11 protein-coding genes and 1 rRNA gene are annotated in these 14077 nt (G+C 59.4%); 4 read left to right on the top strand and 8 right to left on the bottom strand.

Annotated elements, in window-relative coordinates; genetic code table 11:
* Positions 1-179 precede the first annotated feature (179 nt).
* Positions 180-295, top strand: a 5S ribosomal RNA gene (gene rrf / locus ACW55A_RS00005).
* A gap of 122 nt (positions 296-417) precedes the next feature.
* On the opposite strand, the gene ACW55A_RS00010 is transcribed toward rrf, so the two are convergent.
* The 4 genes from ACW55A_RS00010 to mksB form a co-directional block, all read right to left on the bottom strand.
* Positions 418-1665: a right-handed parallel beta-helix repeat-containing protein gene (locus tag ACW55A_RS00010; protein WP_455807947.1), complete on the bottom strand. Its 1248-nt coding sequence runs from the start codon at positions 1663-1665 to the stop codon at positions 418-420.
* Between the two features lie 173 nt (positions 1666-1838).
* A complete protein-coding gene (gene mksF, locus ACW55A_RS00015) occupies positions 1839-4658 on the bottom strand; it encodes an Mks condensin complex protein MksF (protein ID WP_455807946.1) in 2820 nt (939 codons plus the stop codon).
* Positions 4655-5362, bottom strand: coding sequence for an Mks condensin complex protein MksE (gene mksE, locus ACW55A_RS00020; RefSeq protein WP_003365786.1), 708 nt, complete (start codon positions 5360-5362; stop codon positions 4655-4657). Before mksE ends, mksF begins: the two co-directional genes overlap by 4 nt.
* Positions 5352-6629: an Mks condensin complex protein MksB gene (gene mksB / locus ACW55A_RS00025; protein WP_003404706.1), complete on the bottom strand. Its 1278-nt coding sequence runs from the start codon at positions 6627-6629 to the stop codon at positions 5352-5354. Before mksB ends, mksE begins: the two co-directional genes overlap by 11 nt.
* A 144-nt stretch (positions 6630-6773) precedes the next feature.
* Here mksB and ACW55A_RS00030 point away from each other — a divergent pair, with 144 nt between their 5' ends.
* Both ACW55A_RS00030 and rimI read left to right on the top strand, forming a co-directional pair.
* Positions 6774-7586, top strand: coding sequence for an energy transducer TonB (locus ACW55A_RS00030; protein ID WP_455807945.1), 813 nt, complete (start codon positions 6774-6776; stop codon positions 7584-7586).
* Positions 7579-8031, top strand: a complete 453-nt coding sequence (rimI, locus tag ACW55A_RS00035) for a ribosomal protein S18-alanine N-acetyltransferase (RefSeq protein ID WP_003365779.1) — start codon at positions 7579-7581, stop codon at positions 8029-8031. Before ACW55A_RS00030 ends, rimI begins: the two co-directional genes overlap by 8 nt.
* Before the next feature lie 9 nt (positions 8032-8040).
* Here the strand turns inward: rimI and ACW55A_RS00040 are convergent, their stop codons facing one another.
* The gene (locus ACW55A_RS00040) at positions 8041-8448 is read right to left on the bottom strand and encodes a hypothetical protein (RefSeq protein WP_003365778.1); all 408 of its coding nucleotides are present in this window, start codon (positions 8446-8448) and stop codon (positions 8041-8043) included.
* A gap of 170 nt (positions 8449-8618) precedes the next feature.
* On the opposite strand from ACW55A_RS00040, the gene can reads away from it, so the two are divergent.
* Positions 8619-9257: a carbonate dehydratase gene (can, locus tag ACW55A_RS00045; protein WP_003345939.1), complete on the top strand. Its 639-nt coding sequence runs from the start codon at positions 8619-8621 to the stop codon at positions 9255-9257.
* Positions 9258-9314: 57 nt separating this feature from the next.
* On the opposite strand, the gene ACW55A_RS00050 is transcribed toward can, so the two are convergent.
* From ACW55A_RS00050 to ACW55A_RS00060, 3 genes are all read right to left on the bottom strand, one after another.
* The gene (locus ACW55A_RS00050) at positions 9315-10937 is read right to left on the bottom strand and encodes a methyl-accepting chemotaxis protein (protein WP_498810205.1); all 1623 of its coding nucleotides are present in this window, start codon (positions 10935-10937) and stop codon (positions 9315-9317) included.
* Positions 10938-11098: 161 nt separating this feature from the next.
* Positions 11099-11758 (bottom strand): HD domain-containing protein, encoded by a 660-nt coding sequence (locus ACW55A_RS00055; protein WP_455807953.1) that lies wholly within the window; start codon positions 11756-11758, stop codon positions 11099-11101.
* Positions 11759-11823: 65 nt separating this feature from the next.
* Positions 11824-13845 (bottom strand): acyltransferase family protein, encoded by a 2022-nt coding sequence (locus ACW55A_RS00060; RefSeq protein WP_455807944.1) that lies wholly within the window; start codon positions 13843-13845, stop codon positions 11824-11826.
* Between the last annotated feature and the right edge of the window lie 232 nt (positions 13846-14077).

The raw sequence follows: 14077 nt of genomic DNA on the forward strand, positions 1-14077 counted from the left end.
CTAATTGCCCGTGAGGCTTGACCATATAACACCCAAGCAATTTGCGTCGAATGACCAGATTGCGGTGACTGTGAAGATGACACGAACCGAAAGTTTGCGTCACGAACGACACCTGAACCGACGATCACATACCCGATTTGCTGAAGCGCGCCGCATGGCACGATTCGGTACCCGAATTTCTTGACGACCATAGAGCATTGGAACCACCTGATCCCATCCCGAACTCAGTAGTGAAACGATGTATCGCCGATGGTAGTGTGGGGTTTCCCCATGTGAGAGTAGGTCATCGTCAAGATTGAATTCCAGAAACCCTCTTCGCTTACGCGTTGAGGGTTTTTGTTTGTCTGGGGTTGCAGAAATCTCTGCATTCTCTGTCTATTGCAATGCAGCCGCATAGGCGCCAGAGACCCCCAAGGCTTAGTGAAACGCCCCCATCCCTGCCAGTCTGCTGCCAGGTCGAAGGTGGAAGCTGCGCAGCACTGGCAGGCTTCCGTCCGGCTGACGTGGCGCATCCCACCCCGTCTCCGAAACATCCTCAAAGTCTGCGTCGGTTACCGGCGTTGGCAATGTCCAGGAGTTGTGTGCCATATCCAGTCCCTCGGTGTTAACGGTCAACCGTCCCTTGTAGGCGATGTTGTTGAGCAGTTTACCGAGAGGGATCAGCGAACCATCCGGGGCGATACCTGCCATGTTGTAGTTCACGCCATTTGCAAAAGCCGTGTTGTTGATGAAGTCCAGTGCCAGGGTATGGTGATTGGCATAGAAACCAGCGGACTTGTTGTCGAAGGCAACTGAATTACGGACGATGTGTTTCACGCCGTCAGGCACATACTTGCCACCGTATCCGCCGGCCTTGATGCCATTACCATTGCCTGCTTCAAGTTTTGTTCGCGTGCCAGGCAGGTAACCCTGCTGCCATGCCCATGAGCTTTCGATGGTGACTGGCGAAAAGGCATTGATCAGGTCAAAGCCGTCGTCGGAATTGGCCCACGCTCTGCAGCCGCGGAATACATTACCTGGATGGCCCGCTTTGATATGTGCGCCGAAGCCGTCTGCACTCTGACCTGCGCCGTTTGAGGTGTAAGGATCGTAGTTGTGGTGAGAGTCGGAATTTAGCACCAGATTATAGCCGCCGTTCTGAATGAACAGGCCGGGTCCCATGTTGTGATGCAGATTGAGTTGCTCGAAGGTATTGTGGCTCCCGCTGTTCCAGATGCCCCATGACTCGTGGTTGAGATGGTTTTCCGGCTGCTGCGGTACGCCGGTCACCTCCAGCCCCTTCAGATGTAGCCAGCTACCGGTAACGTTGAAGCCTTTCACCCTACAATCGTCTTTCATGGCCGAGAAATCGAAAACCGGTGTTTCGCCCGGATAGGCCCAGTAGCGTATGGGTTTGTTTTCGCTGCCGCTATTGTTCAGGGTGATGGCATTGACCGTGTCCGTACGGCTAGCGCAGCGGTTGATGCCGGCTGTGTAGGCATAGAGGCCGCCGCGAAAGTACACCGTGTCGCCGGCCTTTGCGGCTTGCTGCGCACGCATGATGGTGCGCAACGGTGAGGCTTTGGTACCCGCTGCGTGATCATCGCCGTTGGGGGCCACGTAGTAGTCAGTTGCATGCGCTGTTGCAGCGACGACCAGCAAGACCGTCAGCAGTATCGTTCTCATGGGATCACTCCAAGCCTGCCTGGTGTAATCGTATGCGTGTTTGCTGCACCTCATTATGAATTCGATGAATAAAGAGTCTGCTCGCCTGAGGCCCGCAACACGGCCTCACTCAATTCAAAGACGATAAAAAAGGCCGCATTTTCATGCGGCCTTCTGTTCACAGCAATCAGCCTTTAAGAGGCCAGTTCCGGAACCTCTGGTTTCACATCGTCACGATGCTGAATGTATTTCCAGTCCGCTTCATCAATGTAGATGCCATTGGGTCCGCTGCCGCCTTCCAGGTCGATGGCAACGTGGGCCGAGACCTGTGGCTTCACACTGGCCAGAATCGGAACGAAGCCCAGTTGCAGGCTGGTTTCCAGCAGTGCTGCCTGATTCTTCTCGTCGATGTCTGCGGCTTCGTCGAGGTAGTAAGGCAAACGCACCCGCCCGGCCTGATCGCGATCCATCAAGTGCAACAGCAGGTACATGTTGGTCAATGCCTTGATGGTCATCGTGGTGCCGTTGGAGGCAGCCCCATCGATATCGGTGTGGATAACCGGCTGACCATTGACCTTGGTGATTTCGAATGCCAGTTCGAACAGGTCTTTCAAGCCCAATTGGTTGTGGTTGGCAGCCACAAGCCGGGCCAGATATTCCTTGGCTTCTTCGTTCTTGTTGTCCTGCTCTGCGCTCTGGCTCAGGTCGAAGACCGACAGCGTCTCGCCTTCCTCGTACTGCCCGGCGCTGTGGATGATCTGGTCGATGTGCTTGAGCGCTTCCTTGTTAGGGGCGAGCACGATACGGAAGCTTGCCAGGTTCGAGACCTGACGCTTGTTGATCTCGCGGTTGAACAGTGCCAGTTGATGCTCAAGGCTGTCGTAGTCGCTACGGATGTTGCGCAGGGTACGTGCGATATCCGTGACCGCAGCGCGACGCGCTTTGCCCAGCGTAAGCGCTTCGTCGGTACGGTGCGCGTAGGCATTGATCAATAGCTGCAGGCGACGCTCCATGTCGTCCTCGCTGTCGAACTTGGCCACACCCTTGAGGCGAACCTGTGCGTACAGCGCCTCGATCTGCCCGTCGCTGCGCAACAGGCCCTGCCAGCTGTCCTGATAGTCGTTGAGCAGCGGCAACAGGTTATCCATGGAGTCGTCGATCGGGTCCATGAACGGTGTGCCGAAAGGCAGGTCTGCTGGCAGTAACTGACGGCGACGTAGCGCGTCGTCCAGCGTGCGTTGCTTGGATTCCATATCGCCGATCTGACGTGCGATCAATTGCAGCTTGGCTGACAGTTGCTGCACGCGCTCGGTGAACGCGTCGCTGGAGCGTTTCAGTTCATCCTGAGCGGCTTCCATCTGCGCAAGTTCTTCCAGCTTGGTGGATTCCTCTGCGCTCAAGGTCTGGCAACGGCGGAAGTCTTCAAGCGCCTTTTGCGCATCCAGCACTTGCTGGTACAGCGCTTCGGTCTGGGTCTTGCTCGCCGAACGGTCGGCAGCGACAGCCTGCTGGGTTTTCAGTTGTTTGAGTTCTTTCTCCAGTCGCTCTTTCTGATCGCGTAACGCGGCACGATCGGCCAGCGCCTGCAGGGCAGGCGGCTCGATGCTCGACAGGTTGATGGTCAGCCCCGGTACTGCAAACTGATCGCCCTTGAAGCCATCCAGAATGGTCTCCAGCGACTTGACCCACGCATCGCCATCATCCAGCGCAATACCTTGCTCACCCAACGGCAAGCTGAACAGTGCGCTGTTGAACAGACGCATCAGACGTTCGACGTCCGGCTGGGAGAACTCTTCGCGCAGGCGGGCGTAGCTGTTGTTGTCCGCATGATCGAGCTGCTGTTTGACCGACTTGAGGCGTTTTTCAAGATCGCGCAGGCGCTCGTCCAGGTCTTCGGCGCTGAACTGCCGGGACTGGGCCAGCGCACCGGCCAGCTCATCGTGAGCGTCCTTGGCGGCGAGCAGCTGTTGCTCCAGCACCTTGACGTCATCGACCAGCGCAAAACGATTCTTCAGCACCGACAGCTCGCCGACCCAGCGCTGGATGCTACTGATCTCGCGCTCCAGGCGCATCAGTTCCTGGGTGCTGCTGCGCTGATCGTTTTGCATCTCATCCTGCTGAGCACGGTAATGCTCAGCCTGGATCACCAGCTCTTCTTTGCGCGCACCGGAGTAATCCGACCAGGTGCCGAGCAGTGAATCGAGGATCGGTGACAGACGATGCAGTTTGCCGCGCAACACATCGCGCTGTTTGACGCCAGCGGCCAGCGCCTCGACCAGAGGGCCGGCCAGCACCAGCGAGTTGTAATCCTGTTCCATGCGCCGTACATCGCGGAAGGCTTCTTCACAGGCGGCAATGTAGTCGACGCTGCCCGAACGCAGGCTGTGCTCGAAGGCATCCAGAAACAGCTGCTTGAGTTTGGCAGCGGTGATTTCGCGCATGTGCAGCAGGTTGATGAACAGTGCGCGGAAGGTCTTGAGGCTTTGCTCGCTGGTGGAGCGCAGCGGGATCAACGTCAGGTCCAGCGGAATCGACGTGTGCCCGCCGACCAGCAGACGGCGCAGTTCGTCAGGCTTCAGCTCGTAGGCTTTCAGGCCCTGGCTTTCCAGGTTGCTGAACAGCTCTTTCTGACGCAGGCAGGTGTCGTTCTTCTGGTAATGACCCAGATCCAGCTCGCCGGCATAGGCGAAGAACTGATGGCCGAAGCCGCCGCCCGGACCGCGACCCACGACGCCGATGACATGCGGGCCGTGGGGCAGGGAAACTTCTACCAGAATGTAGCTGGTGTCGGAGGCGAAGTAGAAGCGCCGCGATTGTTCCAGGCTGTACTTGCCGAAGCTCATGTCCGACATGCGCGCCAGAATCGGGAATTGCAGGGCGTTGATCGAGGCGCTTTTGCCGAGGTTGTTCGCACCATATACCGACAGCGGATTTTCCAGCGGGAACAGGCCGAGGCTGTAACCGGCAGTGTTCAACAGGGCAAAGCGGCGGATGCCATAACGTTCCTGGCTCATGTGTCCATCTCCTGTCGTTGCTCATCGGCGATTGCCCGGGCCAGTGCCTCTTCCTCGGTCTCTTCACCGAATTCAGCCAGGTCCAGCGGGTCATCGGTTTCCAGCAGTTTCTCGTCGCTGTCGTCATCGATGAGCACGGGCGTCGGCAGGGGCAGGGCGCTATGCAGGCTGGCGGCCAGATCGCGATCCTGTTGCACCGACAGGCACACATCGAGAAAACGGTGCATCGGCGGCAGGAAGCGGTAGATACCCACTTCCTCACTGGCAAAGCCCAACTGCGTCATGCGGCGCATGATCTTTTCTTCGAGCTCTTCGGGGGTCTGCACTTCAGCCTGGAGAAACAGGTCGCGGTACTTTTCCAGCATCGAAGGCAGCTCGTCGCGGCCCAGGCTGCCACCGTCGAGCACCGACATGGGGTCACGGCCCTGATCTGCCAGATGTTCAACGAGAATGAAGGTGAACAGTGCCAGGCGCTGGGCGGTCTTGTTGACCTGCGCGGCAGCCAGTTCAGGCACGAAGTAATAAAAGCCACGCGTGTCGCAGACCAGTTCGAAGCCCAGTGCCTTGAACAGCGTGCGGTACTGGTCCTGACAATTGGAGAGCTGGGTGTACAGCTCCGGGTCGCGGCGGCTGATGTGATAGCCCTTGAACAGCTCGCGAAAGATCGGCGCGAGCTGGGACATTTCGGATAGATCAAGATGCATGAACGGTGCTCTCGGAATGCTCGGCCTGCTCGTCTTTTGCAGCGAGCAGGGCAAAGGAGCGAAGGCTGACGCGGTGCTCCCGGGTGAAATATTCGCGACGCTCGAGGCGTTCACGGGCGAAGCGCTTGTCGCGCGAGAGGCGCGAGAACCAGTAGAGCAGCTCGTCGGTCTCCCCGGTCGGCTCCTGCTCCAGCAACCAGACCATCAGGTCAGGCATCGGCAAGGCGTCTTCGCAGCGTTCGAGCATCTCCTTGACCGTACGCGGTGCGCGTGGCGCCTGGCCCTTGCGGGTACCGCTGGCCTTGGGGAATCTCGCGGGTTTCGGCTCAAAACGCGCCAGGGCATACACGTAGGCCTCGACCTGACTGGCACTGCCCAGGAACGTACTTTGCGGACGGGTGAACATCGGCATGGCAGCCTGCGGCACCGCATCCAGCCCCTTGCGGCGAATGGCGGACAAGGCCAGCGCTGCGCCACGGGTCACCGCATTGTGGCGACGCGCTTCTTCGCGCAACGGCAGCAGCAGTTCGCGCGCATGGCGCAAGGTCAGCTGGGCGCTGGTCTGCATTTCCAGAATACGCGCGTGGGTGCGCAGCAGCATGTCGTCGTCGACCAGGTGACCGAGACGTTGTTGCTCGGTCAGCAGGCGCAGCAGGACGTTCTCGACCTTGCGCACGCCCTGTTCGAACGCACCGTCTGCGTTGACCAGTTGAATCATCGGCTCGACGTATTCGTCCCACGTCGCCAAGACTTCGGCATAGCGCTGACGCAACGGGATCTGCCGGTCACTGGTCTTGGCCCGGTCGGCCACGGCGACCAGCGCCTGTTCGTCGTTGGCGAGCTTCTTGAGTACGTCGCGCACGCGCATGTCCAGCAGCCGCAGTTGTCTGGCCAGATCGTTGGCGTCGCGAACCTCGAATGCATCCTGAATGTAACCGGCCAGTCGCTCCAGGTGGCGCAGGTAGGCCTCGATTTCCAGGCACAGGCCCAGACGGTGCTCGCGGCGCAGGTACGACAGGAAGTCATGGATCTGTGCGTTGAGCTCGAAACGGTTCGGGCTTTTCGCGACGGGCACCAGAATGTCCAGACGGATCCACACGTCCAGCAGGTTGGTGATGTCTTGCGGAGTGCTGTCCTGCTGCTGAGCGCCCAGTTGCAGGCGCAGCTCGCTCAGGCTCAACGTACCCTGGTCGAAATGTTCGCATAAGGGCTCAAGGAGCGCCCAGTGCTCGGCAAGGGCGCGCAGAACGCGCTTGGGTTCGATCATCGTTAGGCCGACTGTTGGCAAGTGAAAAGCGGCAATTGTACTGCATCAGCCGACTGATATTTCACCTGCGGGCGATATGCTGCAGCGCAAAAAGACGAACAACGCTAGAATTGCGCGCTTAACTTATCCACAGGTGGCTGACCCTTGCTCAACGAGTCCCGTCGCCGCGCTTATTTGACTGCCATGCAGGTGGTCAACTGGCTGCCGCGCACAGAACTGCCATTCGCCGCGCCGTCGCGCCCGCAGCTGCTTGTGCCGTTGCCGTTGCCGCTGCCGGTCGAGGTGCAACGTGTCGCGCCTGCTGCTTCGCCAGCGGAGCACGCTGCACCTGCCGAAACGTCGAACGTCGAGCCGATGGCACGGCAGCCCGAACGCCCGAGGGTCGAGGTGCCGCGCCCTTCACTGGCCAGCAAGCGCGCAGCCACCCCGGCCGCCGAAGAGGCCGAGCCGGCGCCGCCCAAGGCGCCGGTGGTACCGCCACCGCGTTTTGCCCTGCAATTGTTGCGCGCCGGACGCTGCCTGTTACTGGTCGAACTCACCACCGGTCAGCCGTTTCAGAGCCGTGATCCTTCCTACCTGCTGCTCAAGGACATGCTGCGCGCCGCCGGTCTGCCCGACAGCCCACAGATCATCGGCGAGCCCGTGCGCTGGCCGTTGCTGGTCCGCGGCCAGATGGACCAGGGCCCGGAGGCCGCACGTGATTTCGTGCAGGGCTTCGTCGGCGCGCGGCTCGAGGACGAGCCCTGCGCCTGCCTGTGGCTGATCGGGCTGCCGTCGATGAAGTACGCCGGTGAAGCCGATGCCGAGTCTTACCACCGTGAACTGCAGATTGAAGGCCTGGGCACGGCCTGGGCGCTGCCAGGTCTTGAATTACTGATGGACGAGCCTGAGCGCAAGGCGGATGTCTGGAAAGCCATGCGTCGGCTGATGACGCGCTGGAAATCGATCGATGAGTGATGCCGTAACCTTCCGCCGCATGACCGAAGCCGACATGGACGCGGTGCTGAAAATCGAATACGCGGCGTTCAGTCATCCCTGGACACGCGGCATCTTTCTCGACGGGCTCAAGTCCTACGAGATCTGGCTGATGTTCGAGGGCGCGCAGCAGGTCGGGCACGGCGTCATTCAGGTCATCATCGACGAAGCGCACCTGCTCAACATCACGGTCAAACCTGAAAACCAGGGGCGGGGTCTTGGCTTGTTACTGCTCGACCATCTGATGAAACGTGCTTATCAGCTCAATGCACGGGAATGCTTTCTGGAGCTGCGTGACAGCAACCGTCCAGCCTATCGTCTGTATGAAAACTACGGTTTCAACGAGATAGGCCGGCGTCGCGATTACTACCCGGCAGTGGGCGGCCGTGAAGACGCAGTGGTCATGGCCTGCACGCTTTTCGAGTAATACTGGCTGTCAGCGCTGGGTGTTGCCGTCCAGCGGGTCGATGATTGCCAGTTCTTCTTCGTCCAGACCGTTGCCACCGCCGATGTCGTCTTCGTCGACTACGGTCAGGTCCAGATCAGCCGGGTCGCCATCGCCCTGCTCGGACGGTGAACGAGCACCGTCTTCACGAATCAGGGTTTCCGGAGACAGATCATCGTCAGTCGAGTGATGATCATCCGTGGAAGCACCCGTGAGACCGGCCTCACGCACGCGCTGATCCGGAATTTCATGTTGCAGCTCGCCTTCAGGGATAAGATCGCCAATACGGCCCGGTTCTTCCTCGTCGAAATCGAGTGTTTCCATGGAGCCCATACGGTCTTCGTTATCGTCGATGGGTTCCGGTTCGGTAGCTCCGAACGGACGGCGTGAATCGTTCATGGGAAATCCTCATTTCAGGTGGTCGTAAAAAGTGGACCGGCCATGACTTTGAAGATTCCTTTTTGTTGACCGACGAGCGTTGGTGAATTTTGCCAGTAGTGGCAAACAGGCGTGACTTGAAGGATTCGACTCCAGTCCAAGGCTGGGCATCATTATCGAGGCGTCAAAGCATGAACGAGCTACAAGACCTGATTGATAACAATGCACGCTGGGCCGATGCGATAAAGCAGGAAGACCCTGAGTTTTTCGCCAAACTGGCCCGCCAGCAAACCCCTGAGTTCCTGTGGATCGGTTGCTCCGATGCACGCGTGCCGGCCAACGAAATCGTCGGCATGCTGCCGGGTGATCTGTTCGTTCACCGCAACGTGGCCAACGTCGTGCTGCACACCGACCTGAACTGTCTGTCAGTGATTCAATACGCAGTGGACGTGTTGAAGGTCAAACACATTCTGGTCACAGGCCACTACGGTTGCGGCGGCGTGCGGGCGTCCATGCAGGACCGCCAGTTCGGCCTGATCGACGGCTGGTTGCGCACGATTCGTGATCTGTATTACGAAAACCGCGAGTTGCTGGCCAAGCTGCCGACCGAGGAAGAGCGCGTCGACCGCCTGTGTGAATTGAACGTGATCCAGCAAGTGGCCAACGTCGGTCACACCAGCATTGTGCAGAACGCCTGGCACCGTGGGCAGAGCCTGTCTGTGCATGGCTGCATCTACGGTATCAAGGATGGCCGCTGGAAAAGCCTCGACGTGACCATCAGCGGTTTCGAGCAACTGCCGCCGCAGTACCGTCTGCGTCCGCAGGACTGACAGCCGATCGTCGCCAGCCAGCCTGTTGTTGCAGGCTGGCTGGCGACGTTCAACCCATCACAGCACGAAACGCTGCACCATCAGGTTCAGGTCATTGGCCAGCATCGACAGTGCGTTACTCGCGACGGTGGTCTGCTGCGCGCCTGATGCGGTCTGGCTGGACAGGTCGCGAATACTGCTCAGGTTGCGGTCCACTTCAGTCGCCACCTGAGCCTGCTGCTCTGCGGCACTGGCAATCAGCAGGTTGCGGTCGTTGATGGTGGCGGTTGACTGGATGATCACTTGCAAGGCTTCGCCGGTCGAGGCGGCCTGTTCCATCGTCAGGTTGGCCTGCGTCGCCGTGTGGCGCAGCGAGCTGGCGGTTTGCTGGGTGCTTTGCTGCACGCCGCTGATCAGCCCTTCGATTTCCGCAGTGGATGCACTGGTGCGCTGCGCCAGTGAGCGGACCTCGTCGGCCACCACGGCAAAGCCGCGCCCGGCTTCGCCTGCCCGTGCAGCCTCGATAGCTGCGTTCAGCGCCAGTAAATTGGTCTGATTGGCAATTGCACGAATCACATCGAGGATGCTGCTGATGCTCTGGGTGCGTTCGGCCAGCCCTTCAGCCTGATGCGACGAATCCAGCACATTCTTGGTCAGTTCCTTGATCGAAAGAATGGTTGCCGACAGCTTTTCCTGCCCTTGTGCTGCCGCTTTGGTCGACGCCTCTGATTCGGTCACGGTATTGCTGGCGTTGCCTGCCACTTCGATGGCCGCCTGACTCATCTGATTGACTGCGACAGCAGCCTGCTCGATTTCAGTGTTCTGCAGCTGCAGATTGAGCGCACTGGCTTCGGCGATGCTGCCCATTTCCTGAACCGATTGCGACAACTGTGCCGCCGCCGCGTAGATCTGGTCGATCGTGCTGTGCAGGTTGGTGCGCATGCGCCCCAGGGTGATCAGCAATTGCGCGGTCTCGTCCTTGCCGTCCGGTATCGGGTGTTCGCTCAGGTCACCATCGGCAATGGTGCTGGCGATGTGTAAAGCCTGCCGCACCGGGTGGATGATGCTGACGCTCAGGCGCCAGGCCAGCAACAGGGTCAGTGCCAGAACCAGGCCGATGGCGCTCAGCGCGATGATCCGCGTTTGCTCGTAGCTGGCGCTTGCGGCCTCTACAGCGGTGGCCGCACTCTGCTTGTTCAGTTCGCGCAACAGCTGCACTTGCATGTCCATCAGGTCGCCTTGCAGCGAGAGCATGGTGTTGGCCAGCATCCTGGCCTCGTCCAGCTTGTTCTGCTCGATCAGCGCGATCTGATCCTGCAAGCCGGGCATGAAGGCCTTGTAGGCATCCTGCAACGCGACAATGGAGTCATGCTCTGTGCCCGACTGAACGCGTGCGAGGTATTCAGAGAAGCCTTTCTCTACCTCATTCCTGAGTTGTTCGACATTGATCTTGCTGTTGATGACGGCACCCGGATCGTCGGCGTTGGCGATCAGACGGGTGGTTTCGCTGCGCAGTTTGACCAGGCCGATGGCGATGGCATCTGCAGTGGCGATACTGGGCAGGGCGCCGCTCTCGACCGCCTCGCCCTGGGTGCGGATAGCTTGCATCTGCAACAGGCAGAATGCGCCAAGCGCGACCATCAAGAGGGAGGTGACAGCGAAGCAGATCACCAGGCGCAGCGTGATTTTGAAGCGGCGCAAGAGTGTTGTCGTTGTGGCTTGCCGACGTAGGAAACGAGGCATAAATCTTTTCACGGCACACAACCCCTATAAACACACGGACCTTCTCGGAGAGCCGTTTATAGGGTAATTGTGTGATGTCTTTATGACATCTCTTGAAGGGTTGCCGTGCAGTTGACGAATCATGGCTGGGGAAACGCAACTTCCTCCATCAGTTCGTCCAGAAAGCGTTTGACTCGGTGGTGCCGTACTTTCGCCATCCGTGCGCCGGTATCGGTCTGAAAACCGTCAGCCAGGTGCAGCAGCTTGGTGTGGAAGTGGTCGACGGCGAAATTCAGGTCGTCATAGGGACGCCGGCTGGCATGCGGGTCATCCGGATCGTAGAGCCCTTTGCCGAGCCGCCCTGATACGTAGAAGGTGCGTGCCACACCAATCATGCCCAGCGAGTCCAGACGGTCGGCGTCCTGCAGTATTCTCGCCTCGAGGGTCAAGGGCGTGATCGCCGCCGAGAAACTGTGCGCTTCGATGGCGTGGGCGACGGAGGCGATGCTCTGTTCATCCCAACCCATCTCGGTCAACAATTCGCTGGCCCGCGCTGCCGCCAGTCGTGATGCGCTGGCGCGAAACGGCGAGTCTTTCTCGACTGAAACGCAGTCATGCAGCAGTGTCGCCGCAATCAGGACGCGGGCATCGCCGCCTTCACGGTCACGAATGGCGCAGACGTTTTTCCACACACGCAGCAAGTGCGAGACATCGTGCGAGCCGTCGATTTTCTCTGCGTGAGTGTGGGGTATCAGCAGGTTGGCCAGATCCTCGAAGGGGGTAAAGCTGGCGGCGGTCATGCGGTGGTCCTCGGGCGTCTGGTCAGGCACCAGCATTACAGACAATGCCGCCTGATAAAACCCTGTCACTGCTCAAGAATATGGCTGATCTGGCCGGCAAGCAGCCCTGCACCCCGGGCGTTGAGGTGGTTGAAATCCTTGTAGTACGAATGCAGGTCGCCGATCAGGCATTGCCTGTCCTTGCAGAAGGCGTCATCCAGCGTGATCAGGCTGATGTGTTGCGATTGGCTGGCGCGCAGGAACAGCTGGCGGGTGAAACGCTGCAACAGGTCGTGTTTTTCGACCGGCACCGACAGTTCGCTGACCCGCTGTAATGCCTGCGCATCGCTGTCCGAAGCATCCCGCGCCAGGCGGTAATAAAGACTTTCAGGGTTGATCATTTGCTGCGGTACCTGCGCAACGATGAACAGCTCGGCGCCGATACTGCGGTAGGCCTCGATCGTGTGTTCAAGCGCCCGGCTGAATACCCTGCGCGAGGTTTCCCGGCTTTTCTGCGGATCGGCGCGTGAGGTCAGGAAATATTTGCTCATCGCCCTCTCGCTGTAATCGTCGCCGGTATACAGCGTCCAGCGCGCCACCAGCACGACCTTCTTGATCCGCTGCTGTTTCACGTATTCGAACTCCCGATCGGCCAGCGCTTCGCAGACCCCCGCAGCATAGTTACCGTTGGCCACGTCCACGCCGAGCAAGGGCAGGCAGCCGCCCAGGCCGATATGCGCGAGGGTTCTGCCCTGATCCCGAGCGGCGGCGTCGAACGTGGATAACAGCGCCTCGGAGTGGCTGTCGCCGAACAGCGCCATATCCGGCACTGCCTGACTGTCAGCGAGCCCGAACAGGCAAAAATCGACGTTACCGCCTTTGCCGGCCAAGGGCGGGTCGCATTTGTCGCGTATCAACGGATCGGCGAATGCCTGATGCAGCTCCGGGTCGACAGCGAAGCGCTGGGGAAAGCCGTTATTCACATAGCCGACCAGCCCCAGCGCGATAAACAGCGTTGAGGCAGCGCCTGCCGTGGTGAAAATCTGACGGCGATTGAAGGTGCCCGCCTTGCGAAACGGCTGCTCGACGAAACGCCAGCTCAACCAGGCCAGCATCAGAGACACAAGGGCAAGCGCCAGCATGAGCAGCAGGCCCGGTTCATTCAGCTTGTACTGGCGGGCGAAGGCAAAAACGGGCTGATGCCACAGGTAGGCGCTGTAGCTGAGCATGCCGATCGTGACCGGCACACGTGTACTCAGCGCGCTTCCAACCCAGGTTTTGCCATGCGCGAAGACGATGACCAACACCGCACCCAGCACGGGCACCAGTGCATTAAGGCCGGGGAAGGGCGTGCTGCTGTCGAAACCGACCACGGCATAACCGATCAGCAAAATCCCCAACGCCGCTGCCGTCTGATCGATAACGCTAGCACCCCCGGTGTTGCGCGGTCGCCAGGCAAAGTAGAAGGCTATGAATGAGCCCGCCAGCAATTCCCAGGCGCGTGCCGGCAGCAGATAAAACGCGTTGCTGGTGTCTTGATGGGCGCTCGGTTGCGCCATCGCCAGGCTGGCCAGGGCGACGACCATCAGCAGCCCAATCAGCCTCCTGCGGCCCAAGCCCCAAGTCAGCATCAAGAGCAGTGGGAAGAACAGGTAATACTGTTCCTCCACCGCGAGCGTCCAGGTGTGCAACAACGGTTTGAGTTCTGCCGTGGCGTCGAAATAGCCACTTTCCAGCCAGAACAGCACGTTGGATGAGAAGGTCGGCACCGCCACCAGACTCTTGGCGAAGTATTTCAGGTCAGACGGATCGAGCGTCAACCACGCGACAGGCAGGCAGATCAGCATCATCACGAACAGCGCAGGCAGGATGCGCCGCGCGCGTCGTTCGTAGAAGTAGATCAGCGAGAAACGCCCTTTGATCTTCTCCGCGATGATGATCGACGTGATCAGATAGCCGGAAATCACGAAAAAGATATCGACGCCCACGAATCCGCCGCTGAACAGCGGCAAGCCCGCGTGGAACAGAATGACCGGGATGACTGCGAGCGCGCGCAGACCATCGATCTCGGGCCGATAGCCGAGTGCCGGGTTGTGAGGCATGCCCATGTGATGTGCTCAGTGCAGTAAGTGGCAAGAGACGGTAAGTGCACGCTGCAATAGCTACCGCCAACGCGAGGCGCAGGGGTCGTGTAGGGAGAGGTCGAAGAGGAGTTGCAGGACAGAGCGTGCTGTATTTTTTAGTTCAGGTCTTCGCTTCTGTCCAATGACTGAAGCAGGTTTATGACGACAGATCAGTCTCTTCCCACCTGAAACAGGAAAAGCCCTTTATAATGCATGG

Source organism: Plantibacter cousiniae (nom. nud.), assembly GCF_977070315.1.